Here is a 26,857-nt window from a genome sequence, read left to right as displayed (position 1 = left end):
TTTCAGTGTTCCGTGAATCGGAATTTTCCTGATTGCCTGTTGTGCGAATGGCAACAGTCGGCGATCTTTCATCCGCGTAACGCGTCTAACTACCAGATTTTTTTCGACTTTTTCGTGCTTCCCGGCAACTTCTGCACAAAAGCGCTGGTCCTAGGATAATCCTGAATTGCTTTGCAGCAGAATTCGAGCCGTCCTAGCGGCAGGAGTTGTCTTTATGGATCATTTGCAGTCGATGAGGGTGTTCGTCCGCGTCGCCGATCTCGGGAGTTTCGCCCGGGCCGCGAGCGCGATGGACATCTCCAATGCGGTGGCTACGCGCCACGTCGCGGACCTGGAAGGCCGCCTCGGCACGCGCCTGCTCAACCGCACGACGCGCAGCCTCTCGCTCACCGAGTCCGGCCAGGTTTATCTGGAGCGGGCGCGGCAAATTCTCGACGAGCTGGAAGATGTCGAACAGATGGTGGTGGCGCGCAATCACGAACCGCTCGGTTCGCTCAGGATCGTCGCGCCCGTCGTGTTCGGTCTGCATAATCTCGCGCCCGTGTTACAGACGTATGCACAGCGCTATCCGAAGGTCGTGCCGGACGTGACGCTCGTGGACCGTCAGGTCGATCTGGTCGAGGAAGGTTTCGATGTCGGCATCGTCATCGCGCGGCAGGTGAAGAGCGCGAGTGTCGTCACGCGGCGGCTGACGACCGGCTGCATGACCGTCTGCGCGACGCCTGCGTATCTGGAAACGCACGGCACGCCGACGCGTCCCGAGCATCTGCTCGAGCATCCGTGTTTGAGCCTGCCGTCGGAATACTGGGGCGACGAGCGCGTGTTCACCGGTCCGGAAGGCGAAGTACGCGTGCGGCCGCAGAACGTGATCATCGCGAACAACACCGAAATGCTGCGGCAGTTCGCGCTGCTCGGCATGGGCATCGCGATTTTGCCGAGCTATCTGATCGGCAACGACACGACGCGCGGCCAGCTCGTGCGCCTGCTCGGCGATTATCAATTGCCGCAGGTCGAGATCAACGTCGCGTATCCGAGCCGACGTCATTTGCCGGCGAAGGTGCGCACGTTCATCGATCATCTCGTCGAGCATTTCAGCCAGACGCCGAATCATCAGCTCGGCGAGCAATGGATTCGCGATGGCCGCGGCAGACCGGGCGCGCATCAGCACTACGATCACGCCGACGAAGCCGCGACGCCCGCGCCGCGCGCGCGCCCGATCGACGGTGAACTGGCGCCGAAGCTGTCGAAGCCTTCGCGGTCGCGCGGGCGCCTGCCGGCGGCTTCGCCCTTCTGAAAGGCTCGCGCGAAGCGCAAATGAAAAACCCCGCGAAGCGATTCGCGGGGTTTTTCTCTTCAGCGGCCAGGAAGCGCGATCAGCTCGCTTTCTTCGCCGCGGTCTTCTTCGCGGCCGCTTTCTTCGCGGGCGCTTTCTTCGCCGCAGTCTTCGCGGACGTGGTCTTGGCGGCTACGGCGACATCGCTATCGCCGCTTTCATCGCCGCTGTCGGCCTGGGCTTCCGCCGCCGCGCCGCGTTTCGCCGCCGTCTTCGCCGCCGGCTTGCCTTCCTTCTTCTCGAACTCGAAGCCGATTTTCCCGTCCGGCTGCTTCACGAGATACGCCTTGAAGTTGCGTCCGGTGCGCGACGACTTGAAGTTCGTCAGCAGATCCGTGCGGCCTTCGTTCAGCAGCTTTTCCATCTGCTCGCGGCCGATTTCCTGCTGGAGAATCACCTTGCCGGAGCGGAAGTCGCACGTCTTCGGGTTCGACACCGAGTTCTCGCACACGTAGCTCATGCCGTGCTCGAACACGCGCGACTGGCACTTCGGACATGCGCCGACCGGCGTTTGCTCGGAGAAATCGGGCGGTTCGCCGTCTTCGCCGCCGGAATCCTGACCGAAGTCGAATTCGAGCTTGTAATTCTTGATTTCGTCGTCGAGCGAGAGTTTGAGAATGGCCGAGAACGGACGGCCCATCTTGCTGCGAAAGCCCGACAGCGGTCCGATGGTTTTCTCGCGCAGCAATTCCTCGACTTCCGGGATTTCGAACTGCCGGCCGCCGGGAATCTTCGAGATCGAGAACTCGCACTTCGTGCACGCGAAACGGCGATAGTTTTCCTTCACTTGCGCGCCGCAGTTCGGGCACGGCGTTTCGAGCGTCGCGTAATCGCCGGGGATCGTGTCGGAGTCGTACTCCTTCGCCCGCTTGACGATGGTTTGCGTCATGCGCGCGATTTCCTGCATGAACGCGTCGCGATGCAGGTTGCCGCGCTCCATCTGCGACAGCTTGTGTTCCCACTGACCGGTCAATTCCGGCGCGGTGAGTTCCTCGACGCCGAGTCCGCGCAGCAACGTCATCAACTGGAACGCCTTGGCTGTCGGAATGAGTTCGCGGCCTTCGCGCACCATGTACTTCTCGCCGAGCAGACCTTCGATGATCGCCGCGCGCGTGGCCGGCGTGCCGAGGCCCTTCGCGGCCATCGCGTCGCGCAGTTCTTCGTCTTCGACGAGCTTGCCCGCGCCTTCCATCGCCGAAAGCAGTGACGCTTCGTTGTAGCGCGCGGGCGGCTTGGTCACGAGGCCATGCGCCTGGACCTTTTCGACATCGACCTTTTCGTCCTTCTGCACCGGCACGAGATTGCCGTCTTCGCCCGCGGCTTCGCGGCCGTAGATCTGCAGCCAGCCCGGCTCGACGAGCACCTTGCCTTCCGTCTTGAAGTGATGCCCCGAGACTTCGGTGATGCGCGTGGTCACGAGATATTCCGCCGCCGGGAAGAACACCGACAGGAAACGCTTCACGACGAGGTCGTACAGCTTCTGCTCGGGCTCCGACAGCGATTTCGGCGCCTGCAGCGTCGGGATGATGGCGAAGTGATCGCTGATCTTCGAATTATCGAAGATGCGCTTGTTCGGTTTCACCCAGCCCTTGTCGAGCACCTGCTTTGCGAACGGCAGATAGTTGTTGCTCTCCTTGAGCATGGTCATCGTGTCCTTGACCGTGCTCATGTAGTCCTCGGGGAGCGCGCGCGAATCGGTACGCGGATAAGTCAGGACCTTGTGCTTTTCGTACAGCGCTTGCGCGAGGCCGAGCGTGTTCTTCGCCGAAAAGCCGAAGCGGCCGTTGGCTTCGCGCTGCAAGCTGGTCAGATCGAAGAGCAGCGGCGACATTTGCGTCGACGGCTTCGATTCCTCCGTCACGATGCCCGTCTTGCCGCGGCACGCCGCGACGACGGTTTCCGCCGCCGCGAGACTCCACAGGCGCGAGTCGCGCTGTTCGGGATCGTTTTCGACGCGCTTGAACTTCGGGTCGAACCAGCGGCCTTCGTACAGACCCTTCGCGGCGATGAATTCGGCGCGCACTTCCCAGTAGTCGCGCGGAACGAATCGGCGGATTTTCTCCTCACGTTCGACGACGATAGACAACGTTGGTGTCTGAACGCGGCCGACGGTCGTCAGGAAGAAGCCGCCGCCCTTGCTGTTGAACGCGGTCATCGCGCGCGTGCCGTTGATGCCGACGAGCCAGTCCGCTTCCGAACGGCAGCGGGCCGCGTCGGCGAGCGGCTGCATGTCGGCGTCGCTGCGCAGGTTCGCGAAGCCTTCGCGGATCGCGGCGGGCGTCATCGATTGCAGCCACAGCCGTTGCACCGGCTGTTTCGCTTTCGCGTGCTGCGCGATCAGGCGGAAAATCAGCTCGCCTTCGCGCCCCGCGTCGCATGCGTTGATGAGGCGCTCGATATCCTTGCGCTTCATCAGCTTCGTCAGCACCTTCAGGCGCGACTCGCTCTTCGCGATCGGATTCAGGTCGAAATGCGGCGGAATGACCGGCAGATTGGCGAAGCTCCATTTGCCGCGCTTGACGTCGTACTCTTCCGGTGCGGCGATCTCGAGCAGGTGGCCGACCGCGGACGAGAGCACGTAGTCGTCGCTCTCGTAGTACTCGTCATGCTTGGTGAAGCCGCCCAGCGCACGCGCGATGTCGTTCGCGACGGAGGGCTTCTCAGCGATGATCAGGGCTTTGGACATGACAAAAAGTGGGTAACTGGCAGCAGCCCGGTTTGGACTGCTTTAACGACCGCTTTATAGCACACGCTTTGCGCGGCGGGCGTCGAAGCTGGAAACGGGGCGATTCAATATCCGGTTCGCGGAGCGCACGGCGAGAAGCGCAAGATGCGCGTTTCGCGTGCGTCGCAATCAGGCCGTAGCAAGTGCCGGGCGCAGTTTCGGTGCGCCGACCATGCCCGGCAGCGCGGTCAGATCAGTCAGCATCCGCTCGACGATCGACACCTGCGGCAGCACCGTGCCGAAGAAACGCGTCGTCACCGAGTCCTCGATCAGGATGGTAGGAAAATTTTCCACGTCGAGGTCGTCGAAGCGGTCGGCGTGGTTCTCGATATCGATCCAGGCGAAGCAGATATCCGGATGCGCGGCCGCCAGCTTGTCGAATCCTTCGCGATATTCGCGACACGTTCCGCACCATTCCGCGCACAGGCAGGCGACGAATAGCGTGCCGGGAACGGCGACGCGCTCCGCGATGCGATCGGCATCGGTATCGAGATTCAGCGCGGACATGGCGGGTGCGAAATCCTTATTGGTATCGACTGCGGGATTGCTCATTTTTCCGCGAATGTAGCACGACGCGGCGTCACGAGCGCTCCACCGCCGTGTAGCGGCCGCCCGCAAGCGCGGCCACGCGGCCCGACAGTTCGAGCTGCAGCAGCGCGCTCTGGAGCACCGCGCCATCCAGATCAGTGCGCATCGCGAGGATTTCAAGCGTCGCGGGCGCGTGGCCGAGCGCGCCGAGAACGCGCTCGGCGTCGCCGTTCATCGCGAATTCGGCTTCGGAAAGCCGCGCCGACGCCCACGACGCGCTGACCGGACGCGACCTGGCGCGTTGCGCCGCCGCGCTTGCCGTCGCTGTCGGGATGCCGAACTCTTCGAGCACGTCTTCCGGCGTCTCGACGAGCTTCGCCCCCTGCTTGATCAGCCGATGACAACCTTGCGAAAGCGGCGCGTGAATCGAGCCGGGAATCGCGAAGACATCGCGCCCCATTTCGTTGGCGAGCCGGGCGGTGATGAGCGAGCCGGAACGCATCGCAGCCTCGACGATCAGCACGCCGCCCGACATGCCCGCGATCAGTCTGTTTCGCTGCGGGAAATTGGCGGAGCGCGCGGGCGTGCCGAGCGGCCATTCGGAAAGAATCGCGCCGTCGCGGGCAAGTTCATGCGCAAGCGTGTGATGCGCCGCCGGATAGACCAGATCCGCGCCCGTGCCGATCACCGAAACCGTGCCCGTGGCGCCTTCCAGCGCACCGCGATGCGCGGAGGCATCGATGCCGAGCGCCAGACCGGAGACCACAGCAAGCCCCGCATCCGACAGCGCGCGAGCAAAGCGGCGCGCGTCTTCGAGTCCTTGCGGCGAGGCGTTCCGGCTTCCGACGATCGCCACCGCGCGCGCCTGAAGCAGATCGAGCCGGCCTTTCGCATAGAGCAGCGGCGGCGGGTCCGGCATCGTGAGCAGCGCCTGCGGATAGGTCGCGTCCGCGAGCGTCAGAATGTGGTTGCACGGTTCGGACGCCCACGCCAGAACCGCTTCAATATAGTCGTCGAAGGGAACGCCTTCGACATCTTCCGGCGGCGCGAGCGCGGCTTCGGCGGCGCGGGCGTCGGCGGTTTCGGCGAGCGACGCAAAGCTCTCCGACAAAACTTCGCGCGGACCGCCGAAAGCGGCGAGCAACGCGCGCAGCGCGAGCGGCCGCAATCCCTTCGCGTGCGCGAGGCGCAGCCACGCGCGCAGTTCGTCGGCATCGAGTGTCGGGGCGGCTTCCCCGGTCGGCAGGTCGGCGGTCGTCATGTTAAGATTTTTGATCCGGAACAGAAAAGAAAGGTCGCGCAGGCGAGGTCCACAGCCCGACGCGACGCCCATTGGCCGCTTGCCGGCGGCGTTGAATCAACGAGATTCACCCGCATATCTTTCGGCATGCCGCCACTCACCCGCAACCTGGCCGAATGGCCGATTTACACGCGTCGCGGCGCGCGTAGACAATCCGAATCATGGCTCTGCTCAAGATACTCAACTACCCGGACAAGCGGCTGAACAAGGTGGCGAAGCCCGTCGCCGTGGTCGACAACCGCATCCGCAAGCTCGTCGCCGACATGGCCGAAACCATGTACGCCGCGCCCGGCGTCGGCCTCGCCGCGACGCAGGTGGACGTGCACGAGCGCGTGATCGTGATCGATGTCTCAGACGCGCACGATCAGCTCATGGTGTTCATCAACCCGGAACTCGTCTGGACGAGCAACGAGAAGAAGGAATGGGAAGAGGGCTGCCTCTCGGTCCCCGGCATTTACGATTTCGTCGAACGTCCGGACAAAGTGCGCGTGAAGGCGCTGAACGAGAAGGGCGAAACCTTCGAGCTCGATTGCGACGGCTTGCTCGCGGTCTGCATCCAGCACGAGATGGATCACCTGGCCGGGCATGTGTTCGTCGAGTATCTGTCGCAGCTCAAGCAGACGCGCATCCGCGGCAAGATGAAGAAGCTGGAAAAGGCGCTGTAACCGATGACTCAATCGTTGCGCGTGGTTTTCGCCGGTACGCCGGAATTCGCCGCCGCCGCGCTCGCGGCCATTCACGCGGCGGGATTTTCGGTGCCGCTCGTGCTCACGCAGCCCGACCGGCCCGCCGGACGCGGCATGAAGCTGACGGCGAGCCCGGTCAAGCGCTTCGCTGTCGAACATGGTCTGAAGGTCGCGCAACCCGCTTCGTTGCGGCGCGCGGGCAAATATCCGCAAGAGGCGGCCGAAGCCATCGACCTGTTGCGCGCAACGCCGCACGACGTGATGGTCGTCGCCGCTTACGGGCTCATCCTGCCGCAGGAAGTGCTGGATGTTCCGCCGCGCGGCGCGATCAACATCCACGCTTCGCTGTTGCCGCGCTGGCGTGGCGCCGCGCCGATCCATCGCGCGATCGAAGCGGGCGACGCCGAAACCGGCATCACGCTGATGCAGATGGACGCCGGCCTCGATACCGGCGCGATGATCCGCGAAGCCCGCACGCCCATTCTCCCCGACGACACCACCGCCACGCTGCACGATCGCCTCGCGCACATGGGCGCCGAGCTGATCGTCGCGGGATTGCGTGATCTCGAACGCGACGGCTCGCTGCCGTCCACGCCGCAGCCCGACGACGGCACGACCTACGCCGAAAAGATCGCCAAGAACGAGGCCGCGCTCGACTGGCGGCGTCCGGCGGAAGAACTCGCCCGTCAGATTCGCGCGTTCGATCCGTTTCCCGGCGCGTTCGGCACGCTCGACGACACCGCGATCAAGATCTGGGCCGCGCAGCCGGTCGAGGTTTCATCGGGCGCGGAAGCGGGCACGATCGCCGAGGTTTCATCGGACGGCATCGTCGTGATTTGCGGCGGAGGCGGCGCGTTGAAGCTCACGCAATTGCAGAAACCCGGCGGCAAACGCCTGCCGGCGCGCGAATTTCTCGCGGGCGCGCCGCTCGCGAAAGGCCAGCGTTTCGCGCTGCGTTGAGGGACGCCAGACCGGGGACGCCAGACCGGACGCGGCGCTAAAATAAACGGCTGTCAACGCGCCCGCCCGTCTGGAGTCTTCGATGCTCGGCATCACCGGTTTTGCCTTCTTCCTCGTCGCCGTATTTCTTCTCAATGTCACGCCCGGTCCCGATACGGCGTACATCGTCGGGCGCAGTGTCGCGCAAGGGCGCGGCGCGGGCATCGTGTCGGCGCTCGGCATTTCGGCCGGCTGCATCGTTCATACGCTCGCCTGCGCGTTCGGTTTGACGGCGATTCTCGCCGCCTCCGCGACGGCGTTCACCGTCATCAAAATCGCCGGCGCGATTTATCTGATTTATCTCGGCGTGCGCCTCATTTTCGCGAAGCACGACGATGCGGACAGCCCGCGCCAGGCGCAAGCCGACGAAAAAGCCGCGCCGAAATCCTTGCTCCAGCTTTTCGCGCAAGGCTTCGTCACGAATGTGCTGAACCCGAAAGTCGTGCTGTTCTTCGTGTCGTTCTTTCCGCAGTTCGTCGCTGCGGACAGCCAGCATAAGACGCTGGCGTTTCTCGCGCTCGGCGTTGTTTTCATCGCGATGAGCACCGTTTGGAACAGTTTTGTCGCGTGGATCGCGGGCAGCGTCACCGAGCGCTTCGCGGGCAAATCGGGCGTGAAGAAGTGGCTGGATCGCGGCGTCGGCAGTGCGTTCGTCGGCTTGGGCATCAAGCTCGCGACCTCGCATCGATAAATCGCGCAGCGGCGGATTGAATTATTGACGGACGTCCCTATCTAACATTTTGCTTACAAACGTCGCTCCGGTCGTGTCGGCCGGGGCAACCGCGCACTTCGCGCAGCGTATTCAGGGAGAGGAGCTTCGGAAATGTTCAACTGGGTCAAAACCGCGATGCTGATGGCTGCGATCACGGCCCTCTTTGTCGTGATTGGCGGTGTGATCGGCGGATCGAAGGGCATGATGCTCGCGCTGATCATCGCGCTCGGCATGAATTTCTTTTCGTACTGGTTCTCGGACAAGATGGTCCTGCGCATGTACAACGCGCAGGAAGTCGATGAAACCACCGCGCCGCAGTTTTATCGCATGGTGCGCGAGCTCGCCACCCGCGCGCAATTGCCGATGCCGCGCGTCTACCTGATCAACGAAGACGCGCCGAACGCGTTCGCCACGGGCCGCAACCCCGAGCACGCGGCGGTCGCGGCGACCACAGGCATCCTGCGCGTGCTGTCCGAGCGCGAAATGCGCGGCGTGATGGCGCACGAACTGGCGCACGTGAAGCACCGCGACATCCTGATCTCGACGATCTCCGCGACGATGGCCGGCGCGATCTCCGCGCTCGCGAACTTCGCGATGTTCTTCGGCGGACGTGACGACGAAGGCCGTCCGTCGAATCCGATCGCGAGCATTCTGGTGGCGATTCTCGCGCCGATCGCGGGCGCGCTGATCCAGATGGCGATTTCCCGTGCTCGCGAGTTCGAAGCCGACCGCGGCGGCGCGGAGATTTCGGGCGACCCGCAAGCACTCGCGAGCGCGCTGGAGAAGATTCACGCCTACGCGACCGGCGTGCCGTTCCCGACGGCGGAAGCGCATCCGGCGACCGCGCAGATGATGATCATGAATCCGCTCTCGGGCGGCGGCATCGCGAATCTGTTCTCGACGCACCCGGCGACGGAAGAGCGCGTCGCGCGTCTGATGGAAATGGCGCGCACGGGCCGTATCTGACGCACTTGCTGTCTTGACGAAGGCCGTTCCGGTTACGCCGGAGCGGCCTTTTTGTTGCGCCGCCGCCGCGCGTCCGGGCGCGCAATTCCCACACGTTACAATCCTCGTTCACGCAAGCCGTCCGCTTGCCGCTCGACCGTTCCCGTTTCGCCATGACCGACAAGCCTTCCCGCCGGCCCGCCGCCGTGCATTCCCGACTGAGCGCGCTCCATCTCGCGCCCGATTCGCTCGCGTTCGCGCTCGATTGCGCGGCACAGGCCGTGGGCGCGGTGCGCGCGGGCTCGGCGCTGCCGGCCGCGTTGCAGACGGTCATCGCGTCGGCGAAGCACGCGGAGGCGCGCGGAGCGGTGCAGGACATCGCGTATCGCGCGATGCGCCGTCTCGCCCTCGCCGATGCGCTCCTGCACAAGCTCGTGAAGAAGGCGCCGCCGCCACACGTGGCGAACGTGCTGGTCTGCGCGTTCACGCTGCTGACCGACGACGAAGCGCACGCGGCCTACGCGCCGTTCACCGTCGTCGATCAGGCGGTGAACGCGATCGCGGCGCGGCGCGAATTCTCGTTCGCGAAGGGTCTGGTCAACGCGGTGCTGCGCAACTTCCTGCGCGAGCGCGCCACACTGATCGACGAAGCACGCGAAAACGAAGTCGCGCGCTGGAATTATCCGCAATGGTGGATCGACGCCGTGAAGCGCGGACAGCCCGAAGCGTGGGAGCGCATTCTTGAAGCGGGCAACGCGCAGGGGCCGCTCACATTGCGTGTGAATGCGCGTCACGCGACCGTCGATCAATATCTCGCGCGCCTTAAAGAAGCGCATATCGAAGCCGAAGCCGCGGGCCTTCACGCGGTGCGCCTGAAAACGCCGATGCCCGTCGATCGCATTCCGGGATTCGACGAAGGCGTCGTGTCGGTGCAGGACGCGGGCGCGCAACGCGCGGCGCAACTGCTCGGCGCGACAGACGGCATGCGCGTGCTCGACGCGTGCGCCGCGCCGGGCGGCAAGACGGGGCATATCCTCGAACTCGCGAACGTCGATCTGATCGCGCTCGAAAGCGATGCCGAGCGCTCGGGCCGCATCGAACAGAATCTGAGGCGCCTGAAACTCGACGCGCAAATCAAAGTGGGCGACGCGGGCGATCCCGCGCAATGGTTCGACGGCGCGCCGTTCGACCGCATTCTCGCGGACGTGCCGTGCTCGGCGTCGGGCATCGTGCGTCGTCATCCGGATATCCGCTGGTTGCGGCGGCCGTCGGACATCGAGGCGCTCGTCGCCGAACAGCGGCGCATCGTGAGCGCGCTGTGGCCGCTCGTCGCGAAGGGCGGCGAACTGCTTTACGTGACATGTTCCATCTTTCCCGAGGAGGGCGAAGAGCAGGCCCGCTGGTTTGGAACCGAACATGAAGATGCGGTACGATTGGACGCGCCGGGGCAATTGTTACCGACAGCGGCGTGCGCAAGCGCGGGCGCGGTACGAGGCTCACCGGACGGTACAAATCTCGCGGACCACGACGGATTCTTCTACGCGCGCTTTCAGAAACGGTGACGATCAAACGCTTTTTTCCGCTTCGGCTCGCGGCCGTCATCTGGACTGCGCTGGCGTTCTGGCTGACTTTCGCTGCAGCCGAGCCGGCGTTTGCGGAGACGATCGCCGTGCAGCGCGCGTCGCTGCAAGCGGACAACGCCGGCTGGAGTCTCGACGCGCATTTCGACTTCGACCTGAACAACAGCCTCGAAGATGCCGTGAACCGCAGCGTTCCGCTTTATTTCACGATCGATTTCAATCTGTCGCGGCCACGCTGGTACTGGTTCGACGAAGAGCCGGTCAACGTGTCGCAGAGCATCCGCCTGTCGTTTCAGCCGCTCACGAACGAATATCGTGTATCGACGGGCGGCCTGCAGTTGCGTTTCGCATCGCTCAACGAGGCGCTCGCGGTCATCCGGCATGTGACCTCGTGGCACGTGATCGACCGGAACCAGGTGCGTGCCGGCGAAACCTATACCGCATCGGTGCGCATGCAGCTCGACATCGCACTCATGCCCAAGCCGTTCCAGATCGACGCGGTGAACAATCGCGACTGGAACCTTTCCTCGGACTGGAAGCGTTTTACATTTACGGCGGCAGAACGTGCGAAATAGATTTCGACGCGGCCGCACGGACATGAAGAGTCTCGTCGTCCGTTTGCTGGTCTCCACGGTGGCGCTCACGGCGGTTCTGCTGCTCGTGATGCTCGCGCTCGCGAGTGCGAACACCGAATTCTTCGATCGCTACTACGGCTGGCTCTACGCGGCGAACGTCGCGGTGGCGGTCGTGTTCATGCTGATCGTCGTCGCGCTGTTCATCATCATCGTGTCGCGGGTGAGGCAAGGACGGTTCGGCACGCGCCTGCTCGCGAAGCTCGCGCTGATCTTCGCGCTCGTCGGCGTCGTGCCGGGCGTCATCATCTACGTCGTGTCGTATCAGTTCGTGTCGCGCAGTATCGAATCGTGGTTCGACGTGAACGTCGAGACAGCGCTCTCGTCGGGCCTGACGCTCGGCCGCGGCATGCTCGAAACCTCGCTCGCTGATTTCAAGAACCGCGGCCGGCAGATGAGCGATCAGCTCGCCAGCGCCGATCCATCGAGTCTCACGCTGTCGCTCTTGCGCCTGCGCGATCAATACGGCGTGCAGGACGCGGTCGTGTTCGAGCGGCCGCGCGATCAATACAACCGCGAGGATCTCTCGTCGAACAACAGTTCGTTGCGGGTGCCGGGGCTGCGCACGGTCGCGCAGGCGTCGGGCAATTACTACGCGCTCCTGCCGGCCAACGAGCCGACCGGCTCGATGCTGCGGGCGGCGCAGGATCATCCGTACGGCGCGATCGAAGGCGAGATCGACGGCGATCCGAAATCGAACGGGCCGAAGGGCGCGCTGCGTCTGCGCGTGGTCACGAAGATTCCCGATCCGACCACCACGACCGAATTTCAGCACGTCGATCGTTACCTGCAGATCGAGCAGCCCGTGAGTCAGGAGCTCGCGCGCAATGCCGACGCCGTGCAGCGCGCCTATCGCGAGTATCAGGAGAAGCGGCTCGGGCGCACGGGCTTGCGCAAGATGTATATCGGCACGCTGACGCTCGCGCTCTTCCTCGCAACCTTTATCGCGATGATGCTCGCGCTCGCGCTCGGCAATCAGCTCGCGCGGCCACTGTTCCTGCTCGCGCAAGGCACGAAAGAAGTGGCCGAAGGCGACTACACGCCCAAACGAGAGATCAATTCGCGCGACGAACTGGGCTTCCTCACGCAATCCTTCAACGCGATGACGCGCCAGCTTTCCGAGGCGCGCGCGGCGGTCGAGAACAACCGCATCGCGCTGGAGCATTCGAAGGCGTATCTGGAAAGCATCCTCGCGAATCTGACGGCGGGCGTGTTCGTATTCGACCGGCAGTTCCGCTTGACCACCGCGAATCGCGGCGCGGAGCGCATCTTCCGCCAGCCGTTCAACGCGCTGCTCAATCAGCCGCTCGATCAGATCGGCGTGCTCGCCGAGTTCGGCGCGCTGGTGAAGAAGGCCTTCGCCGAGCGCGACGCGGCCGAGGTCGGCAGCGGGCATCCGGTCGGCGATCGCGGGCACTGGCAGCAGCAGGTCGCGGTGACGGTGCCCGGCGAGAACGATCCGCTCACGCTCCTCGTGCGCGGAACGCAGTTGCTGAGCGTGACCGAAAGCGAGACCGATGACGCCGAAACCACGGGCTACGTCGTCGTGTTCGACGACATCTCCGACGTCATCTCGGCGCAACGTTCGGTCGCGTGGGGCGAAGTCGCGCGCCGTCTCGCGCACGAGATCAAGAATCCGCTCACGCCGATTCAACTTTCCGCCGAACGCCTGCAAATGAAGCTCGCGGACAAACTCGCGCCGCCCGACGCGGACGTGCTCAAGCGAGCGTCGACGACCATCGTCAATCAGGTGCAGGCGATGAAGCAGATGGTCGACGACTTCCGCGAATACGCGCGCACGCCGCCCGCGGTGCTCGGCAATCTGCAACTGAACGATCTCGTCGCGGAAGTGCTGACGTTGTACGGCATCGAAGATGGCAAGACGCCGATCAAGGTGGACCTCGCGAAGCTGCCCGTGATCCGCGGCGACGCGACGCAGATCCGCCAGGTGATCCACAACCTGCTGCAAAACGCGCAGGACGCGGTGGCGGACCTCGCGGAGCCGCGCGTGCTGCTCGAAACGAGGACAGTAGAATATGGCGAGCCCGATGCTTCGGGTCATGCGCGTGTCGCGGTTCGTCTCACGGTTTCGGATAACGGCGCGGGCTTTCCGGCGCGTATCCTTTCGCGTGCTTTCGAGCCTTACGTGACGACGAAAGCGAAAGGCACGGGCCTGGGACTTGCAACCGTGAAGAAGATCGTCGACGAGCACGGCGCGCGCATCGACATACGCAACCGCTCGAAGTCCGCGGATGTGATCGAAGGCGCGCAGATATCGATTTTGTTTCTACAACTCGCGGACGATACCGCGGCGCCCGGCGCAACGCCTTCGGGCCCCGGCGCGGCGGCGAATCAGGGAACGACAAAAGCAACAGTGCAGACAAGGGCAGCGTAAATGGCAACCATCCTGGTGGTAGACGATGAAATGGGGATCCGGGAACTGCTCTCCGAGATCCTGAGCGACGAAGGCCATGTTGTCGACGTAGCGGAAAACGCGCAGCATGCGCGCGACTATCGCGTGCAGCAAACGCCCGATCTCGTTTTGCTCGACATCTGGATGCCCGACACCGACGGCGTCACCTTGCTCAAGGAATGGGCCGCGCAAGGCAAGCTCACGATGCCGGTGATCATGATGTCGGGTCACGCGACCATCGACACGGCTGTCGAGGCGACGAAGATCGGCGCGCTCAACTTCCTTGAAAAGCCGATCGCGCTGCAGAAGCTGTTGAAGGCGGTCGAACAGGGACTCGCGCACGGCACGGCGGCGGCGCCCGTCGCGACGGTACCGAAGCCTCCGGCGAGCGGGATGGCGTCGGGTGTGCCGATGGCGGCCGCACTGCCGACGGCATCGGCGCTGAACGCTTCGAGCGAAGCAGCCGCGAGTGGCGCGACGCAGAATCAGACGGGGCAGACGGCGTCCATCTCGTTCGATATCCCCTTGCGCGATGCACGCGATGCGTTCGAACGCGCGTACTTCGAGTATCACCTCGCGCGCGAGAACGGCAGCATGACGCGCGTCGCCGAGAAGACGGGGCTGGAGCGCACGCATCTGTATCGCAAGCTCAAGCAGTTGGGCGTCGATCTCGGAAAGAACAAGAACGAGATCTGAGCGCCGCTCGGGAACATTTTTGGAAAAATGCGCCGGGGGGCTTGAGCGGCGCAATTGAGTCTGCTATAGTTTCACCTCTTCGTTGGCCCGGTAGCTCAGTTGGTAGAGCAGCGGATTGAAAATCCGCGTGTCGATGGTTCGATTCCGTCCCAGGCCACCAGAATGCAAGAAGCCCGAGAGTGTTATCGCTCTCGGGCTTTTTCATTTTCTACCTATAGAATTCTTACCCCGGAATTCTTACCTCGGAATCCTCACTTCGGATTCGCCGCAACGAAATTCTTGAATGCGGTGTACGCCGCCTTTTGCGTCTTGCCGTCGTTCTTCAGGAGACCGTACGCGCCTTCGCCGCCCGAGGGATCGTCATACAGCTCGTACGTCTGGATCGCCTGGATGTTGTACTTCGACGCCACCGCCACGAACTCCGCCATCATCTTGTTGCCGACAAGGTAAGCCGCGATCTGCTGATCGCTGCCGAGCCACGGGCGCACGCCGAACTCGTTGATCCAGATCGGCTTGCTCATCTGCTGCAGCGCTGCGAGCACGTCGTGGCAACCCGTGCCGCCGCACGCGTTCGTGATGTCGCCCATATCCGAGTACCAGTGCCACGCGGTGATGTCCCAGTTCACGACCGGATGACCTGTCGTGCCGTCGGGTTGCGTGCCGTTGGCGAGCATCTGATCGAGACCGTAATGCAGCCACGTGCCGCCGCCCATGATGATCTTGCCGTTCGGATCGACGGACTTCACGCCGGCGATCATCCCGCGAATCACGCCGCGCGCGATCTGGAATTTGGCGTTGTCGAATTGCTGCGGATAGACGCCGTCTACGTTGCCGGTGAGCGCGCTGGCGTCGAGTTCGTTCGACACTTCGTAGTACGGGTACGAGTATGCGGTCGCCGTCCACGCACCGAGTTGATAACCCGCGTTGTAGGCGTCGGTCTCACTGTTGAAGGCGAGGCCCATGAGCATCACCGGATAGACGGTCACGCCGCCTGCAGCCATCGTTTTCGCGATGCCCGCGAGCTTGTTCGCGGTTCCCTGGCTGTACACCTCGTTCCGATAAAGCTTCACGCCGAGATCCTGCAGCTGCGCGAGTTGCAGCGCCGGGCTGGAGATGTCGTAGGCGCCGCCTTCGTTGTTGTGGCCGTTCGCGCCGTAAAAGATGCTGCTGCCGACCGTGTTGCGGTTCGCAACGGCCGCCGCGGCGGTTGAGGCTGCGTCGAGCGCGTCGTTGCCACCGCCGCCGCACGCGCCGAGCAGCATGCTGGCGGCGGCCGCGACGGCGATCAGCGTCGCCTTGGGTGCTGAGAGAGCGCCGATACTGCGGTCGGCACGGATGTTGGTCTGAATGTAATTTTTCATTGTTTGTAGTACTGATTGGCTAGTGGTGCATCAGTGAAATCGGTGCGATATCCGGAGCGCCGCGAGCGAAGGGCGGATCGGAAACGGACCTGCGGCCCCGCGTAACCCTGCGGGAGGGTTTGGAACTCGATATTCCATTCGTTATGCGAACGAATGTTCCCCGTGCATGACCGATCAAACGATGGCGCGAGCGCGCGGACTTAGCTGTGCAGCCGGATTCGTTTTGGTCGTGCGTTCATTTGTCTGTATAACGACCGGACGCGGGAGTGAATTGAGCCGATTTTCCATAAATTACCGCCTCCGACATCTCGATGCCGGCAATTTATTCCGGCTTGCGGGAGCAACGCACGCCGAGCTCGGCGAACATCCGTGCTCCGTGCTAAAATTCCCGCCGAATTAAGGACTTGCCTCGTCCTCGGACCCGCAAGTCCTTTTCTTTTCGACGCTCCGAATCGCTCGTGCGACGCGCCGGAACCGTTCATCCGGCGCTCGATCATCCGTCTCGAATTCCGCTATCGGCGGCATAAAGGGCGTGCGCGTCCGGGCGAAGGTCGCTGGCCTATACTGGACTCGCGGGCGTCGCGCCCGCGCCGCTCGAAGGCGAAGTCCGGTCATCCCGACTGCCTGTGCGGCGTGCGACGCCAATCTCATTCACGGAGTACGGAGTTTTCACGGTGACTCGGATAGACGCTAAAGACAGCGCGCTCGTGCTGTTCTCCGGCGGCCAGGACTCGGCCACTTGCCTCGCCTGGGCGCTCGAACGCTACAAAACGGTGGAAACGCTCGGCTTCGATTACGGACAGCGCCATCGTGTGGAACTCGAATGCCGCGAAGGCTTTCGCGCCGCCGTCGTGCGCGAGTTCCCGCACTGGGCCGCGCGCCTGGGCGAAGATCACATGATCGACTTGTCCGTGCTCGGCGCGATCAGCGACACCGCGATGACGCGCGAGATCGAGATCCAGGCGAACGCGAGCGGCCTGCCGAACACGTTCGTGCCGGGGCGCAATCTGCTGTTCATGACGATTGCCGCAGCGGTGGCGTATCGGCGCGGATTGAAGGTGCTGGTCGGTGGCATGTGCGAGACGGACTTTTCCGGCTATCCGGATTGCCGCGACGACACGATGAAGGCGCTGCAAGTCGCGCTCAATCTCGGCATGGAAACGCGTTACGCGCTGGAAACGCCGCTGATGTGGCTCGACAAGGCCGACACCTGGCGGCTCGCGGAAACGCTCGGCGGCGAATCGCTCGTCGAATTGATTCGCATCGAAACGCACACGTGTTATGTCGGCGAGCGCGCCGAACTGCACGACTGGGGCTTCGGCTGCGGTCAGTGCCCGGCATGCAGACTGCGCAAGCGCGGCTATGAGGCGTATCGCGCGGGCGAACAGGTCGACGTCGCGCCAGTTTAATTTTTTCGAGGTTCACGAAGCAGTCATGACGTACGCGGTAAAGGAAATCTTCTACACGTTGCAGGGCGAGGGCGCCAATGCCGGGCGCCCGGCCGTGTTCTGCCGTTTCGCGGGCTGCAATCTGTGGTCGGGGCGCGAGGAAGATCGCGCGGACGCCGTCTGCCAGTTTTGCGACACCGATTTCGTCGGCACCGATGGCGAGAACGGCGGCAAGTACAAGACGCCGGCGGAACTCGTCGCGAAAATCGCATCGCTGTGGCCGGAAGGCGCGGCGCACAGGTTCGTGGTGTGCACGGGCGGCGAGCCGATGCTCCAGATCGACCAGCCTTTCGTCAACGCGCTGCATGAAGCCGGCTTCGAAATGGCCATCGAGACGAATGGCTCGCTGCCCGTGCTCGAGAGCATCGACTGGATTTGCGTGAGCCCGAAAGCCGACGCGCCGCTCGTCGTCACGAAGGGCAACGAACTGAAAGTCGTGGTGCCGCAGGACAACCAGCGTCTTGCGGAATACGAGAAGCTCGACTTCGAATACTTTCTCGTGCAACCGATGGACGGCCCGTCACGCGACATCAACACGAAGCTGGCGATCGACTGGTGCAAGCGTCATCCGAAGTGGCGCCTGTCGATGCAGACGCACAAATATCTGAACATCCCCTGAACCGCCGTGCAGACGATTACCCGAAAACTCGAATTCGACGCGGGCCACCGCATTCCCGATCACCGCAGCCAGTGCCGCAATTTGCACGGCCATCGCTACGTGCTCGAAATCACGCTGCAAGGCGATCTCGTCGACGTGGAAGGCGCGCCCGACCGCGGCATGGTGATGGATTTCGCCGACGTGAAGTCGCTCGCGATGGAGCATCTCGTCAACAAGTGGGATCACGCGTTCATCGTTTATGAAGGCGATGTCAAAGTGCGCGAATTCCTGCAAACGCTGGCGGATCACAAGACCGTCGTGCTGGATCGCATTCCGACCGTCGAGAACCTGGCGGCGGTTGCCTTCAACATTCTCGCCGAGGTCTACGACGCGCACTACGGCGTCAATCTCAAGCTCAAGCGCGTGCGTCTCTTCGAAACGCCGAACTGCTGGGCCGACGTCGAGCGCGGCTGATTTTCCACGCGCGGGCCGACGCAAGCACGTCCGGCGCGCGCGCGTTCGTCACGGTATGATCGTCCGATGAGTCGCCCATCGCCCCGGGCGACGAGACACGGAGCGCACGCATGCCGTCACTTCTTCCGTCATTTTCATCATTGCGTCAGCGCGCGGTTTCCGTTGGAGCCGCGCGATGAGCACATTCACCAATCCCCTCAAGCAGCACCTTTCCGAACCGGGCACGTTGTTCGGCCTGTGGCTGTCGCTCGGCAGCGCCGATGCCGCCGAAGCGCTTGCGCACGCGGGCTTCGACTGGCTGTGCATCGACATGGAGCACTCGCCGAACGATAGCGCCGACGTCGTCGCTCAACTGCGCGCGATCGCCGCCGCGCATCTGCCGAGCGAGCCGATCGTGCGTGTGCCCGCCAACGAAGGCTGGCTCGTCAAACGCGCGCTCGACGCGGGCGCGCGCACGCTGATGTTCCCGAACGTGCAATCGGCCGAAGAGGCGGCGCGCATCGTGCGGCTCACGCAATATCCGACCGAAGCGGCGCTGCAGGGCTTGCGCGGCGTCGCGGGCGCGGTGCGCGCGGCGGCGTACGGCATGCGCCGCGATTACATGACGGGCGCGAATGCGCAGATCGCGACGATCGTGCAGATCGAATCGGTGGCGGCGCTCGAAGCCGTCGATGAAATCGCCGCGACGCCGGGCGTCGATTGCCTCTTCATCGGGCCGGCGGATCTGGCGGCGAGCCTCGGTCATCTCGGCGACGGCAAGCATCCGGATGTGCAGGCGGCGATCACGAAAATCGTCGATGCGGCGAATCGCGCGGGCATCGCGAGCGGCATCTTCGCGCTCGATGCGGCAAGCGCGAAGCAATACGCGCAAGCGGGCATCAAGCTCGTCGCGATCGGCGCGGATGTGATGTGGCTGTTGAAGGCGACGCGTCAGGCGTTGCAGGAGGCGCGATCGTGAAAACCGCCATGACATCGCTCGTCGCCGCGCTGAGTGTGTCGATATCGATTGCCGCGGCGCACGCCGACAACGCGCCCAAGCCGACCGATATCGCCACGCAAAACGCCGTCGCTGACTACAACGCGGGCAATCTCGTCGCGGCGCGCTCGGAGTTCCGGCGCGCGGCGCAAAAGGGCAGCCGCCTCGCCGAATTCAACTACGCGATGATGCTGCTCAACGGCGAGGGCGGCCCGGCCGATGTGCCGGAAGGCAAGAAATGGTTGCGCCGCGCCGCCGACGCCAATATGACCCACGCGCAATACGTGTACGGCAAGATGTACGACGACGGACAGTTCGTCGAGAAAGATCCGGTGGAGGCGCATCGCTGGTTCCTGCTCGCGGCGAATCAGGGACACGTGCAGGCCGAACTCGCGCTCGCCAATCAGTTTCTCGACGGACGCGGCACCACGCGCGACAACACGCAGGCGTTCACCTGGTACAAGAAGGCGGCGGAAGGCGGCGACATGACGGCGCAATATGTCGCGGGCTCGTTCTATGAGCGCGGCGGCGATGGCGTCGAGCGCAATCTGAATGTCGCGCGTGCGTATTACGCTGCGGCGGCGGCGCAGGGCGATCCGGCCGCCAAGCTGAAATATCTGCAGTTGAGCACGGAACTGGAACAGCAAAAGCCGCAGTAACGCGGCTTTTCGGTTCGATGCGAAAGAGCGGCGCGCCGCCTAACTCTGCATCAACCGCTTTTGACGAGCGACGCTCATGATGAGCCCGACCGCGACGCCGAGCGTCGTCAACGCGGTTCCGCCGTAACTCATGAACGGAAGCGGCACGCCGACCACGGGCAGAATGCCGCTCACCATGCCGATATTGACGAACGCGTACGTGAAGAACGCGAGCGTGAGCGATCCGGCCAATAATCGCCCGAAGAAGGTCGCGCCGTTCGCCGCGATGAACAGCCCGCGCGCGATCAGCGCCATATAAAGGAACAGCAGCACGAGCCCGCCCACGAGCCCGAACTCCTCGGAGAACACGGCGAAGATGAAGTCCGTGTGCTTCTCGGGGATGAATTCGAGGTGTGCCTGCGTGCCCTTCAACCAGCCTTTGCCGAGCGTGCCGCCCGAGCCGATCGCGATCACCGCCTGAATCGTGTGGAAGCCTTTGCCGAGCGGATCGGACGTCGGGTCGAGCAGCGTGCAGATGCGGTGCTTTTGATAGTCGTGCATCATCGGCCAGACCACATCCGGCTGACAGATCTTGTCCTGAAACACCGCGATGCTCGCCACCGCGATCACCGCCGCGATCAGCACCGGAAGGATCAGCTTGAAACTCAATCCTGCGAAATAAATGACGAACATGCCCGCCGCGAACACGAGCACGGCCGTGCCCAAATCCGGCTGCTTCGCGATCAGGCCGACCGGCAGCAACAGAATCACAAAGCCGACGACGTAATCCCACCAGCGGATATTGCTTTCACGCTTCTGGTAATACCACGCGAGCATCAGCGGCATCGCGATCTTCATGATTTCGGATGGCTGGATCACCACGCCGACATTCAGCCAGCGTTTCGCGCCCTTGCGCGTCAGCCCGAACGCGGCGACCGCGACCAGCAACGCGACGCCGACCGTATAGAGCGGCACGGCGAAGCGCATCAGCATTTGCGGCGGGATATTGGCGAGCATCCACATCAGGCCGAAGGTCAGCATGATGTTGCGCAGTTGATCTTCGACACGACCCGGCATGTCGAGACTGGCGCTGTACAGCGTCACGATGCCGACGCCGAGCAGCAGGAACACGATGAGCGCAAGCGGCTTGTCGAAGCCCGCGAACATGCGCTTGGCGCGGTCCAGCAGCTCGCGCTTGTCGAATTGCATGTGCAGTTGCATGGCGGTTTCCTTTACTCGTCGATGCCGCCGGATGGCGCGAGAACGCGCACGCCGTCGTTTTCATTGCCGCGCACCATCGAGGGCGTCGGCTCGGCGGGGCGTTTTTTCGGCGCGGGCGTGCGGCCGGGCGTCGATGCCGGCAGCGCGGCCGCCGGCGCTGCGGGCGTTGCCGATGCGGCGCGCGGATTCGAGATTTTCGGCGCGGAAGCCGCCTTCGCGACATCGGGATTCGACGCGGCCTGAGGCGAAAACGCCGGCGACGAATTCGCGACGGACGCAGGCAGCGCCTCGACGGCGGGCGGTTGCGTGCCGCCGATCATCGGCAGGCCGGCGTCGGTCGTGGCCGAGGCCGCCGCCGCGACGGCCGCCGCTTCCGCGCCCGGCTTCATACGGTCGACCAGATAATAATCGAGCACTTTGCGCGCGATCGGACCTGCGGATTCGGCGCCCCAGCCGCCATTTTCGACGATCAGCGCAAGCGCGATCTTCGGCTGCTCGGCCGGCGCGAACGCGATGAACAGCGCGTGGTCGCGCAGATGTTCCGCGAGCGCGTGCCCCTTGTAGTTCGCGCCCTGCAGCGAGTAGACCTGCGCCGTGCCGGTCTTGCCCGCCGCCAGATACGGCGCGCCCGTGAACACCTTCGCCGCCGTGCCGCTCGTGACGACGCCTTCCATCGCGCGCTTGATGAAATCGACATCCTTCTGTTGCACGGGAATCTTGTCGCTCGGATCGCGCACGACGGGACGCGTCGCCTTCGTGATCGGGTTTTCGATATCGCGCACGAGGTGCGGCTTCATCACGACGCCGTTGTTCGCGAGCGTCGCGGTGGCGTGGGCGAGTTGCAGGATCGTGAACGAGTTGTAGCCTTGACCGATGCCCAGACTGATCGTTTCGCCTTCGTACCAGCGCTGCTGCTCGGGCTTGCGGTAAGCCTTGCGCTTCCATTCCGTCGACGGAAGAATGCCGCGCGCCTCGCCCGCGATATCGATGCCGGTAATCTGCCCGAAGCCCCACGGCTTCATGAAACCGGCCATCGCGTTGACGCCGAGATCGCGCGCGAGCATGTAGAAGTACGTGTCGTTCGACACGACGATCGCGCGATTCATGTCCACCCAGCCCTGGCCCGAACGCACGTCGTTGCGGAACGTGTGGCCGCCGAACGTGAAGTACCCCGGATCCTGGAAACCCCAGCCCGGCGTGCGCTTGTGCAGCGTCAGCGCGGCGAGCGCCATGAACGGCTTGTAGGTCGAGCCCGGCGGATACGTGCCGTGCAACGGACGGTTCAGCAGCGGGTGATCCGGCGAGCTGTTGAGCGCGTCCCAGGTTTGCTGGTCGATGCCGTCGACGAACGAATTCGGATCGAAGCTCGGCGCCGACACGAACGCGAGCACGTCGCCCGTGGAGGGTTCGATCGCGACGAGCGCGCCGCGCTTGCCCGCGAACGCCTGCTCGGCAACCTGCTGCAAGCCGATATCCAGCGACAATTGCAGATTGTTCCCCGGCGTTGCCTGCGTGCGCGACATGGTGCGCACCGGGCGTCCGCCCGCGGTCACTTCCACTTCCTCGAAACCGGTCAGGCCGTGCAGCTCGGTTTCGTAACTCTGCTCGACGCCGATCTTGCCGACGTAATCCGTGCCCTTGTAGTTATTGGCGTCGATACGCGGATCGTAGTGATCCGAGCTTTCGTCGTTGGCGTCGCTGGCGTCGTCGATGCGTTCCTGATCGCGCTGCGAAATGCGCCCGATGTAGCCGATCACGTGCGCCGCAGTCGTGCCCAGCGGATATTGGCGGAACAGCCGCGCGCGCACTTCGACGCCGGGGAATCGAAAGCGCTGCGCCGTGAACTTCGCGACTTCCTCGTCGGTGAGACGCGTGCGGATCGGCAGGCTTTCGAAATTCTTCGAGTCTTCGAGCAGTTTCTTGAAACGGCGGCGGTCGCGTGCGTCGATCGGAATGACTTGCGAGAGCTCGTCGATCGTTTCGTCGAGCGTGCCGTTGATCTTCGAGCGCGTGATTTCCAGCGTGTACGCGGAGTAGTTCTTCGCCAGCACGACGCCGTTGCGGTCGGTGATGATGCCGCGGTTCGGCACGATCGGCGCGACAGAAATGCGGTTCTCGTTCGCCTGCAACGAGTATTTGCTGAAATGCCAGACCTGTAGATAGAGAAAACGCAGCCCGATCAGCCCGAAACAGACGAACACGAACAGTCCCGCCGCCGCGACGCGCAGGCGGAACTTCGACAACTGTTGCTCGGTGTTCTTTATTTCGGTCATGCAGCTTTCGCGGTTTGCTCGCGATTCAAGTGTAGTCCGCGCGCGGCGGTTTATTCGGTTGCGGCGCCGCGCGGCAAGGCTCAGATTGGACGCGTGTCGTCCGGGTCGGCGGCGCGGCGCTGCGGCATCAGCAAGAAGAAACTCGCGATCGGCCACAGCAGCGCCTCGACGAATCCATTGACCAGATAACTCCAGCCGGGAAACGCCGCGCCCGTCATCAGGCGGATGATGAAAGGCACGAGATGCGCGCCCACGAGGAGCGGCGCGACGACGAACATCTGCACGGGCAGCGTCATCCACAGCACGCGGCGGTGAATGGTGATCGCCCCGTACGAAAGAAGCGTGTAAGCCAGCGCGTGCTCACCGAGCAGATTCGCGTTGTGCACGTCCATCAGAATGCCGAGCATGAACGCGATGCCCATGCCGACCTTGCGCGGCTGATGCACGTTCCAGAACAGCAGCACGAGCGCGACGAAATCCGGCACGCCGATGAGCCGTCCCCACGGCATCAGGTTCAGCAGAAACGCGGCAGCGAGACTGAACGTGATGAAGTACGGATTGACCGGCTGGAGGATGTATTGCGGGCGGTTCATCGCGCGGCTCCCGAGGATGCGGGTTTCGGCGCATGCGCCTTCTTCGACGGCCTCGCCGCCGCGCCCGATGCCGCCTTGGGCGCCGCGGCCTTCGCCGGCGGAGCCTCAGCCGGCTTGGCCGGCGCCGGCGCGGGTGCCGCCGGAGCGGACGCGGCCGCGGGCGCCGATGCGCCGCTCGCGCCCGCCGCCGCTGCCGCCTTCGGCGCGGCTTTCTTCTTGCCCTTGTTTTCCTTCGCTTCCTTGGCGGCCGCGGCCGCTTCGACTTCGATCGGATTCGGCGGCACGTTGACGTTGTAGTGCAATACGAGCAGTTGACGCGCACCGCGCACCGCCGCGATCGGCACGCAGACGACGCGCGCGAACGCCGTGTCCGCCTGCTTGTCGACGCGCAGCACTTTCGCGACCGGCAATCCCGGCGGATAGATGCCGTCGAGGCCGCTGGTGACGAGTTCGTCGCCGGCTTGCACGTCGGCGCTGATCGGCACGAAGCGAAGATCGAGCGTGTCGCCCTTCGGTGTGCCGTAGATCACGCTGCGCAATCCGGTGCGCGCGATTTGCACGGGCACGGCCTGATCCTTGTCGGTCAGAAGCGTGACTTCCGATTGCAGCGGAAACACGCGCGTGACCTGGCCGATCACGCCGTCTTCGGTGACGACCGGCGCGCCATCCTGGATATTCTGCTGCGAACCTTTGCCGATCACGACTTTCTGCGTGAACGGGTCGCGCGTGTCGTACTGAATTTCGGCGGGCGTTTCATCGGTGGTGGCGCGCGATTGCAGATTGAGCAGTGCGCGCAGATGTGCGTTCTCGATCGCGAGTTGCGCGGCATCGCCGGCCTTCACGGACAATTCCAGATTCTTGTCGGTGAGTTTCGCGTTCTGGCTGCGCAAGCTCGCGCTCGTCACGGCGAGATCGGCCGCGCCCATGAAGATGTCGCGCGGCACCAGCGCCGCGCGCTGCAACGGGTAAAGTCCCGCGCCGAGCATTCCGCGAACGATTTCCAGCGTGCTGTAGCGAGCATCCGAAATGAGCAGCGCGATGGCGAGCACCACGAAGAAGATCAGGCGCGCGAGCGCGGAGGGGCCTTGCTTGAATAGGGGCGGCGGACTGTATTCCATGGTCGGCGCCGAGGGCGTGAACGGATGGATCGATGCTGCAGGTTTTCTCGCCGGCGGCGAACCTGCCCTACGCTGTTTCGACAACGGCCCGGACAGATGCCGGGCCGTGCGCCCGCCGCGTTACGCGGGCGTGTTGGGTTGTCGCCTCGAAGACCATTCCGCTCAAGGGAAGAAGAGCGAAAGCCTTCAGCAGGGCGATCACTCGTACGAGAAGATGCTGCCGAGCTTGTCCATGCGTTCGAGCGCCATGCCCGAGCCACGCACCACGCAGGTCAGCGGATCTTCGGCGACGAGCACCGGAAGGCCGGTTTCTTCCGCAAGCAGGCGGTCGAGGTCGCGCAGGAGCGCGCCGCCGCCCGTCAGCATCATGCCGCGCTCGGCGATGTCCGCGCCGAGTTCCGGCGGCGTCTGTTCCAGCGCGATCTTCACCGACGACACGATCTGGTTCAGCGGGTCAGTCAGCGCTTCGAGAATTTCGTTGCTGGAAATGGTGAAGCTGCGCGGAATGCCTTCGGACAGGTTGCGGCCCTTGACTTCCATTTCCTTCACTTCGGAGCCGGGGAAGGCCGAACCGATTTCCTTCTTGATGGCTTCGGCGGTTTGCTCGCCGATCAGCATGCCGTAGTTGCGGCGGATGTAGTTGACGATGGCCTCGTCGAACTTGTCGCCGCCGACGCGTACCGAGCCCTTGTACACGATGCCGCCGAGCGAGATGACGCCGACTTCAGTCGTGCCGCCGCCGATGTCCACGACCATCGAGCCCGTGGCTTCCGAGACCGGCAGGCCCGCGCCGATTGCTGCGGCCATCGGCTCTTCGATCAGATAGACCTGCGATGCGCCCGCGCCGTGCGCCGCTTCCTTGATCGCGCGGCGCTCGACCTGCGTCGAGCCGCACGGCACGCAGATGATGATGCGCGGCGACGGCGAGAACATGCGCGATTCGTGAGCGGTCTTGATGAACTGCTTGATCATCTGCTCGGTGACGGTGAAGTCGGCGATCACGCCGTCCTTCATCGGGCGGATGGCCTCGATGTTGCCCGGCACCTTGCCGAGCATCTGCTTGGCTTCCTTGCCCACCGCCTGAATGGTCTTCTTGCCGTTGGGGCCGCCTTCCTGGCGAATGGAAACGACCGAGGGTTCGTCGAGGACGATGCCCTTGCCGCGCATGTAGATCAGCGTGTTGGCGGTGCCGAGGTCAATCGCCAGGTCGTTGGAGAAATAGCTGCGCAAAAAACCGAACATTCAAAAATCCTGTCTCGCTGGGTGGCCGTTCGTCGCGAGGAGCGCCGGGGACGGCAGCGGAAAAAATAACGGTTGACCCGGGCGGCGAACGCTCGCCATGAAGTGCAAATCCGGGAAGAAATCTACCGCAGAATGGAACGATGCACGCAAACGTTTCTCGCAATTCATTGATACAGGGAGAAAGCCGCTGACAAGCCGTTCCAGAGGTAAGTCGAACGTGTAATGATACCTTATAATTTGTGGGTATCTATAGGAATAGGATGGCACTTTTTGCCATCGCAAGACCTGTTTCCAAGGGCTCCTTTCAAGATCGTAACCGGCTCCCATAGCGAAGGTTTTCGAGATTGAGGTTGTCCACGCTTTCTC

Annotated in this window: 23 protein-coding genes and 1 tRNA gene; 15 read left to right on the top strand and 9 right to left on the bottom strand. The window is 63.7% G+C overall.

Features of this window, described 5'->3' with window-relative positions; all coding sequences use genetic code 11:
* Positions 1–214 precede the first annotated feature (214 nt).
* Positions 215–1,294: a LysR family transcriptional regulator gene (locus tag NOV72_RS24185; protein ID WP_106857079.1), complete on the top strand. Its 1,080-nt coding sequence runs from the start codon at positions 215–217 to the stop codon at positions 1,292–1,294.
* A gap of 79 nt (positions 1,295–1,373) precedes the next feature.
* On the opposite strand, the gene NOV72_RS24180 is transcribed toward NOV72_RS24185, so the two are convergent.
* From NOV72_RS24180 to dprA, 3 genes are all read right to left on the bottom strand, one after another.
* Positions 1,374–4,019, bottom strand: coding sequence for a DNA topoisomerase III (locus NOV72_RS24180; protein WP_106857078.1), 2,646 nt, complete (start codon positions 4,017–4,019; stop codon positions 1,374–1,376).
* Positions 4,020–4,187: 168 nt separating this feature from the next.
* Positions 4,188–4,565: a thioredoxin family protein gene (locus NOV72_RS24175; protein ID WP_106857106.1), complete on the bottom strand. Its 378-nt coding sequence runs from the start codon at positions 4,563–4,565 to the stop codon at positions 4,188–4,190.
* A 73-nt stretch (positions 4,566–4,638) separates the two neighbouring features.
* The gene (gene dprA / locus NOV72_RS24170) at positions 4,639–5,847 is read right to left on the bottom strand and encodes a DNA-processing protein DprA (RefSeq protein ID WP_106857105.1); all 1,209 of its coding nucleotides are present in this window, start codon (positions 5,845–5,847) and stop codon (positions 4,639–4,641) included.
* Positions 5,848–6,047: 200 nt separating this feature from the next.
* Between dprA and def the strand changes: the two genes are divergently transcribed.
* The 9 genes from def (at position 6,048) to NOV72_RS24125 (ending at position 14,709) form a co-directional block, all read left to right on the top strand.
* Positions 6,048–6,551, top strand: coding sequence for a peptide deformylase (gene def, locus NOV72_RS24165; protein ID WP_106857077.1), 504 nt, complete (start codon positions 6,048–6,050; stop codon positions 6,549–6,551).
* A gap of 3 nt (positions 6,552–6,554) precedes the next feature.
* Positions 6,555–7,532, top strand: a complete 978-nt coding sequence (fmt, locus tag NOV72_RS24160; RefSeq protein WP_106857076.1) for a methionyl-tRNA formyltransferase — start codon at positions 6,555–6,557, stop codon at positions 7,530–7,532.
* Between the two features lie 82 nt (positions 7,533–7,614).
* Complete coding sequence (locus NOV72_RS24155; RefSeq protein WP_106857075.1) at positions 7,615–8,262, top strand: LysE family translocator; 648 nt, start codon at positions 7,615–7,617, stop codon at positions 8,260–8,262.
* 132 nt (positions 8,263–8,394) lie between these two features.
* A complete protein-coding gene (htpX, locus tag NOV72_RS24150; protein ID WP_106857074.1) occupies positions 8,395–9,249 on the top strand; it encodes a zinc metalloprotease HtpX in 855 nt (284 codons plus the stop codon).
* 152 nt (positions 9,250–9,401) lie between these two features.
* Positions 9,402–10,790, top strand: a complete 1,389-nt coding sequence (gene rsmB, locus NOV72_RS24145) for a 16S rRNA (cytosine(967)-C(5))-methyltransferase RsmB (protein ID WP_106857073.1) — start codon at positions 9,402–9,404, stop codon at positions 10,788–10,790.
* Positions 10,787–11,383, top strand: coding sequence for a DUF4390 domain-containing protein (locus NOV72_RS24140; protein ID WP_106857072.1), 597 nt, complete (start codon positions 10,787–10,789; stop codon positions 11,381–11,383). The genes rsmB and NOV72_RS24140 overlap by 4 nt, the downstream gene beginning before the upstream one ends.
* A gap of 22 nt (positions 11,384–11,405) precedes the next feature.
* Positions 11,406–13,835, top strand: a complete 2,430-nt coding sequence (locus NOV72_RS24135; protein WP_106857071.1) for a sensor histidine kinase — start codon at positions 11,406–11,408, stop codon at positions 13,833–13,835.
* On the top strand, positions 13,836–14,549 hold the full coding sequence (esaR, locus tag NOV72_RS24130; RefSeq protein ID WP_106857070.1) for a response regulator transcription factor EsaR: 714 nt from the start codon (positions 13,836–13,838) through the stop codon (positions 14,547–14,549).
* An 84-nt stretch (positions 14,550–14,633) separates the two neighbouring features.
* A tRNA-Phe gene (locus tag NOV72_RS24125) sits at positions 14,634–14,709 on the top strand.
* Positions 14,710–14,800: 91 nt separating this feature from the next.
* Here the strand turns inward: NOV72_RS24125 and NOV72_RS24120 are convergent.
* Entirely contained in the window at positions 14,801–15,910 is a 1,110-nt protein-coding gene (locus NOV72_RS24120; protein ID WP_342753429.1) for a lipopolysaccharide biosynthesis protein, read from the bottom strand.
* Between the two features lie 674 nt (positions 15,911–16,584).
* On the opposite strand from NOV72_RS24120, the gene queC reads away from it, so the two are divergent.
* The 5 genes from queC to NOV72_RS24095 all read left to right on the top strand — a co-directional run bounded on the left by queC (position 16,585) and on the right by NOV72_RS24095 (position 20,065).
* On the top strand, positions 16,585–17,319 hold the full coding sequence (queC, locus tag NOV72_RS24115; RefSeq protein ID WP_106857069.1) for a 7-cyano-7-deazaguanine synthase QueC: 735 nt from the start codon (positions 16,585–16,587) through the stop codon (positions 17,317–17,319).
* Positions 17,320–17,344: 25 nt separating this feature from the next.
* Positions 17,345–17,977 carry a 7-carboxy-7-deazaguanine synthase gene (gene queE / locus NOV72_RS24110; RefSeq protein WP_106857068.1) on the top strand — a complete coding sequence of 211 codons (633 nt, stop codon included), beginning with the start codon at positions 17,345–17,347 and terminating at the stop codon, positions 17,975–17,977.
* A 6-nt stretch (positions 17,978–17,983) separates the two neighbouring features.
* Entirely contained in the window at positions 17,984–18,430 is a 447-nt protein-coding gene (gene queD / locus NOV72_RS24105; protein WP_106857067.1) for a 6-carboxytetrahydropterin synthase QueD, read from the top strand.
* A gap of 175 nt (positions 18,431–18,605) precedes the next feature.
* On the top strand, positions 18,606–19,388 hold the full coding sequence (locus NOV72_RS24100; RefSeq protein WP_106857066.1) for an HpcH/HpaI aldolase family protein: 783 nt from the start codon (positions 18,606–18,608) through the stop codon (positions 19,386–19,388).
* Between the two features lie 8 nt (positions 19,389–19,396).
* A complete protein-coding gene (locus tag NOV72_RS24095; protein ID WP_106857065.1) occupies positions 19,397–20,065 on the top strand; it encodes a tetratricopeptide repeat protein in 669 nt (222 codons plus the stop codon).
* A gap of 39 nt (positions 20,066–20,104) precedes the next feature.
* On the opposite strand, the gene rodA is transcribed toward NOV72_RS24095, so the two are convergent.
* From rodA to NOV72_RS24070, 5 genes are all read right to left on the bottom strand, one after another.
* Positions 20,105–21,253: a rod shape-determining protein RodA gene (rodA, locus tag NOV72_RS24090; RefSeq protein WP_106857103.1), complete on the bottom strand. Its 1,149-nt coding sequence runs from the start codon at positions 21,251–21,253 to the stop codon at positions 20,105–20,107.
* A 23-nt stretch (positions 21,254–21,276) separates the two neighbouring features.
* Positions 21,277–23,538, bottom strand: a complete 2,262-nt coding sequence (gene mrdA, locus NOV72_RS24085) for a penicillin-binding protein 2 (protein ID WP_106857064.1) — start codon at positions 23,536–23,538, stop codon at positions 21,277–21,279.
* An 80-nt stretch (positions 23,539–23,618) separates the two neighbouring features.
* Positions 23,619–24,131 carry a rod shape-determining protein MreD gene (mreD, locus tag NOV72_RS24080; protein WP_106857063.1) on the bottom strand — a complete coding sequence of 171 codons (513 nt, stop codon included), beginning with the start codon at positions 24,129–24,131 and terminating at the stop codon, positions 23,619–23,621.
* The gene (mreC, locus tag NOV72_RS24075) at positions 24,128–25,249 is read right to left on the bottom strand and encodes a rod shape-determining protein MreC (protein ID WP_106857062.1); all 1,122 of its coding nucleotides are present in this window, start codon (positions 25,247–25,249) and stop codon (positions 24,128–24,130) included. The genes mreD and mreC overlap by 4 nt, the downstream gene beginning before the upstream one ends.
* A 198-nt stretch (positions 25,250–25,447) precedes the next feature.
* Positions 25,448–26,491 carry a rod shape-determining protein gene (locus tag NOV72_RS24070; protein WP_004189550.1) on the bottom strand — a complete coding sequence of 348 codons (1,044 nt, stop codon included), beginning with the start codon at positions 26,489–26,491 and terminating at the stop codon, positions 25,448–25,450.
* Positions 26,492–26,857 lie beyond the last annotated feature (366 nt).

It is taken from the genome of Caballeronia novacaledonica (assembly GCF_900258035.1).
In the GTDB taxonomy this organism is placed as follows: domain Bacteria; phylum Pseudomonadota; class Gammaproteobacteria; order Burkholderiales; family Burkholderiaceae; genus Caballeronia; species Caballeronia novacaledonica.
This window is presented reverse-complemented; position numbering and strand designations above follow the sequence as displayed.

Excerpts from the sequence above, each read along its gene's own strand:
- NOV72_RS24155 (WP_106857075.1), top strand. The coding sequence starts at position 7,615 with ATGCTCGGCATCACCGGTTTTGCCTTCTTCCTCGTCGCCGTATTTCTT.
- mreC (WP_106857062.1), bottom strand. The coding sequence starts at position 25,249 with ATGGAATACAGTCCGCCGCCCCTATTCAAGCAAGGCCCCTCCGCGCTC.
- rsmB (WP_106857073.1), top strand. The coding sequence starts at position 9,402 with ATGACCGACAAGCCTTCCCGCCGGCCCGCCGCCGTGCATTCCCGACTG.
- NOV72_RS24120 (WP_342753429.1), bottom strand. The coding sequence starts at position 15,910 with ATGAAAAATTACATTCAGACCAACATCCGTGCCGACCGCAGTATCGGC.
- htpX (WP_106857074.1), top strand. The coding sequence starts at position 8,395 with ATGTTCAACTGGGTCAAAACCGCGATGCTGATGGCTGCGATCACGGCC.
- rodA (WP_106857103.1), bottom strand. The coding sequence starts at position 21,253 with ATGCAATTCGACAAGCGCGAGCTGCTGGACCGCGCCAAGCGCATGTTC.
- def (WP_106857077.1), top strand. The coding sequence starts at position 6,048 with ATGGCTCTGCTCAAGATACTCAACTACCCGGACAAGCGGCTGAACAAG.
- mreD (WP_106857063.1), bottom strand. The coding sequence starts at position 24,131 with ATGAACCGCCCGCAATACATCCTCCAGCCGGTCAATCCGTACTTCATC.
- NOV72_RS24135 (WP_106857071.1), top strand. The coding sequence starts at position 11,406 with ATGAAGAGTCTCGTCGTCCGTTTGCTGGTCTCCACGGTGGCGCTCACG.
- NOV72_RS24180 (WP_106857078.1), bottom strand. The coding sequence starts at position 4,019 with ATGTCCAAAGCCCTGATCATCGCTGAGAAGCCCTCCGTCGCGAACGAC.
- esaR (WP_106857070.1), top strand. The coding sequence starts at position 13,836 with ATGGCAACCATCCTGGTGGTAGACGATGAAATGGGGATCCGGGAACTG.
- mrdA (WP_106857064.1), bottom strand. The coding sequence starts at position 23,538 with ATGACCGAAATAAAGAACACCGAGCAACAGTTGTCGAAGTTCCGCCTG.
- NOV72_RS24175 (WP_106857106.1), bottom strand. The coding sequence starts at position 4,565 with ATGTCCGCGCTGAATCTCGATACCGATGCCGATCGCATCGCGGAGCGC.
- dprA (WP_106857105.1), bottom strand. The coding sequence starts at position 5,847 with ATGACGACCGCCGACCTGCCGACCGGGGAAGCCGCCCCGACACTCGAT.
- NOV72_RS24070 (WP_004189550.1), bottom strand. The coding sequence starts at position 26,491 with ATGTTCGGTTTTTTGCGCAGCTATTTCTCCAACGACCTGGCGATTGAC.
- NOV72_RS24095 (WP_106857065.1), top strand. The coding sequence starts at position 19,397 with ATGACATCGCTCGTCGCCGCGCTGAGTGTGTCGATATCGATTGCCGCG.
- queE (WP_106857068.1), top strand. The coding sequence starts at position 17,345 with ATGACGTACGCGGTAAAGGAAATCTTCTACACGTTGCAGGGCGAGGGC.
- fmt (WP_106857076.1), top strand. The coding sequence starts at position 6,555 with ATGACTCAATCGTTGCGCGTGGTTTTCGCCGGTACGCCGGAATTCGCC.
- NOV72_RS24185 (WP_106857079.1), top strand. The coding sequence starts at position 215 with ATGGATCATTTGCAGTCGATGAGGGTGTTCGTCCGCGTCGCCGATCTC.
- NOV72_RS24100 (WP_106857066.1), top strand. The coding sequence starts at position 18,606 with ATGAGCACATTCACCAATCCCCTCAAGCAGCACCTTTCCGAACCGGGC.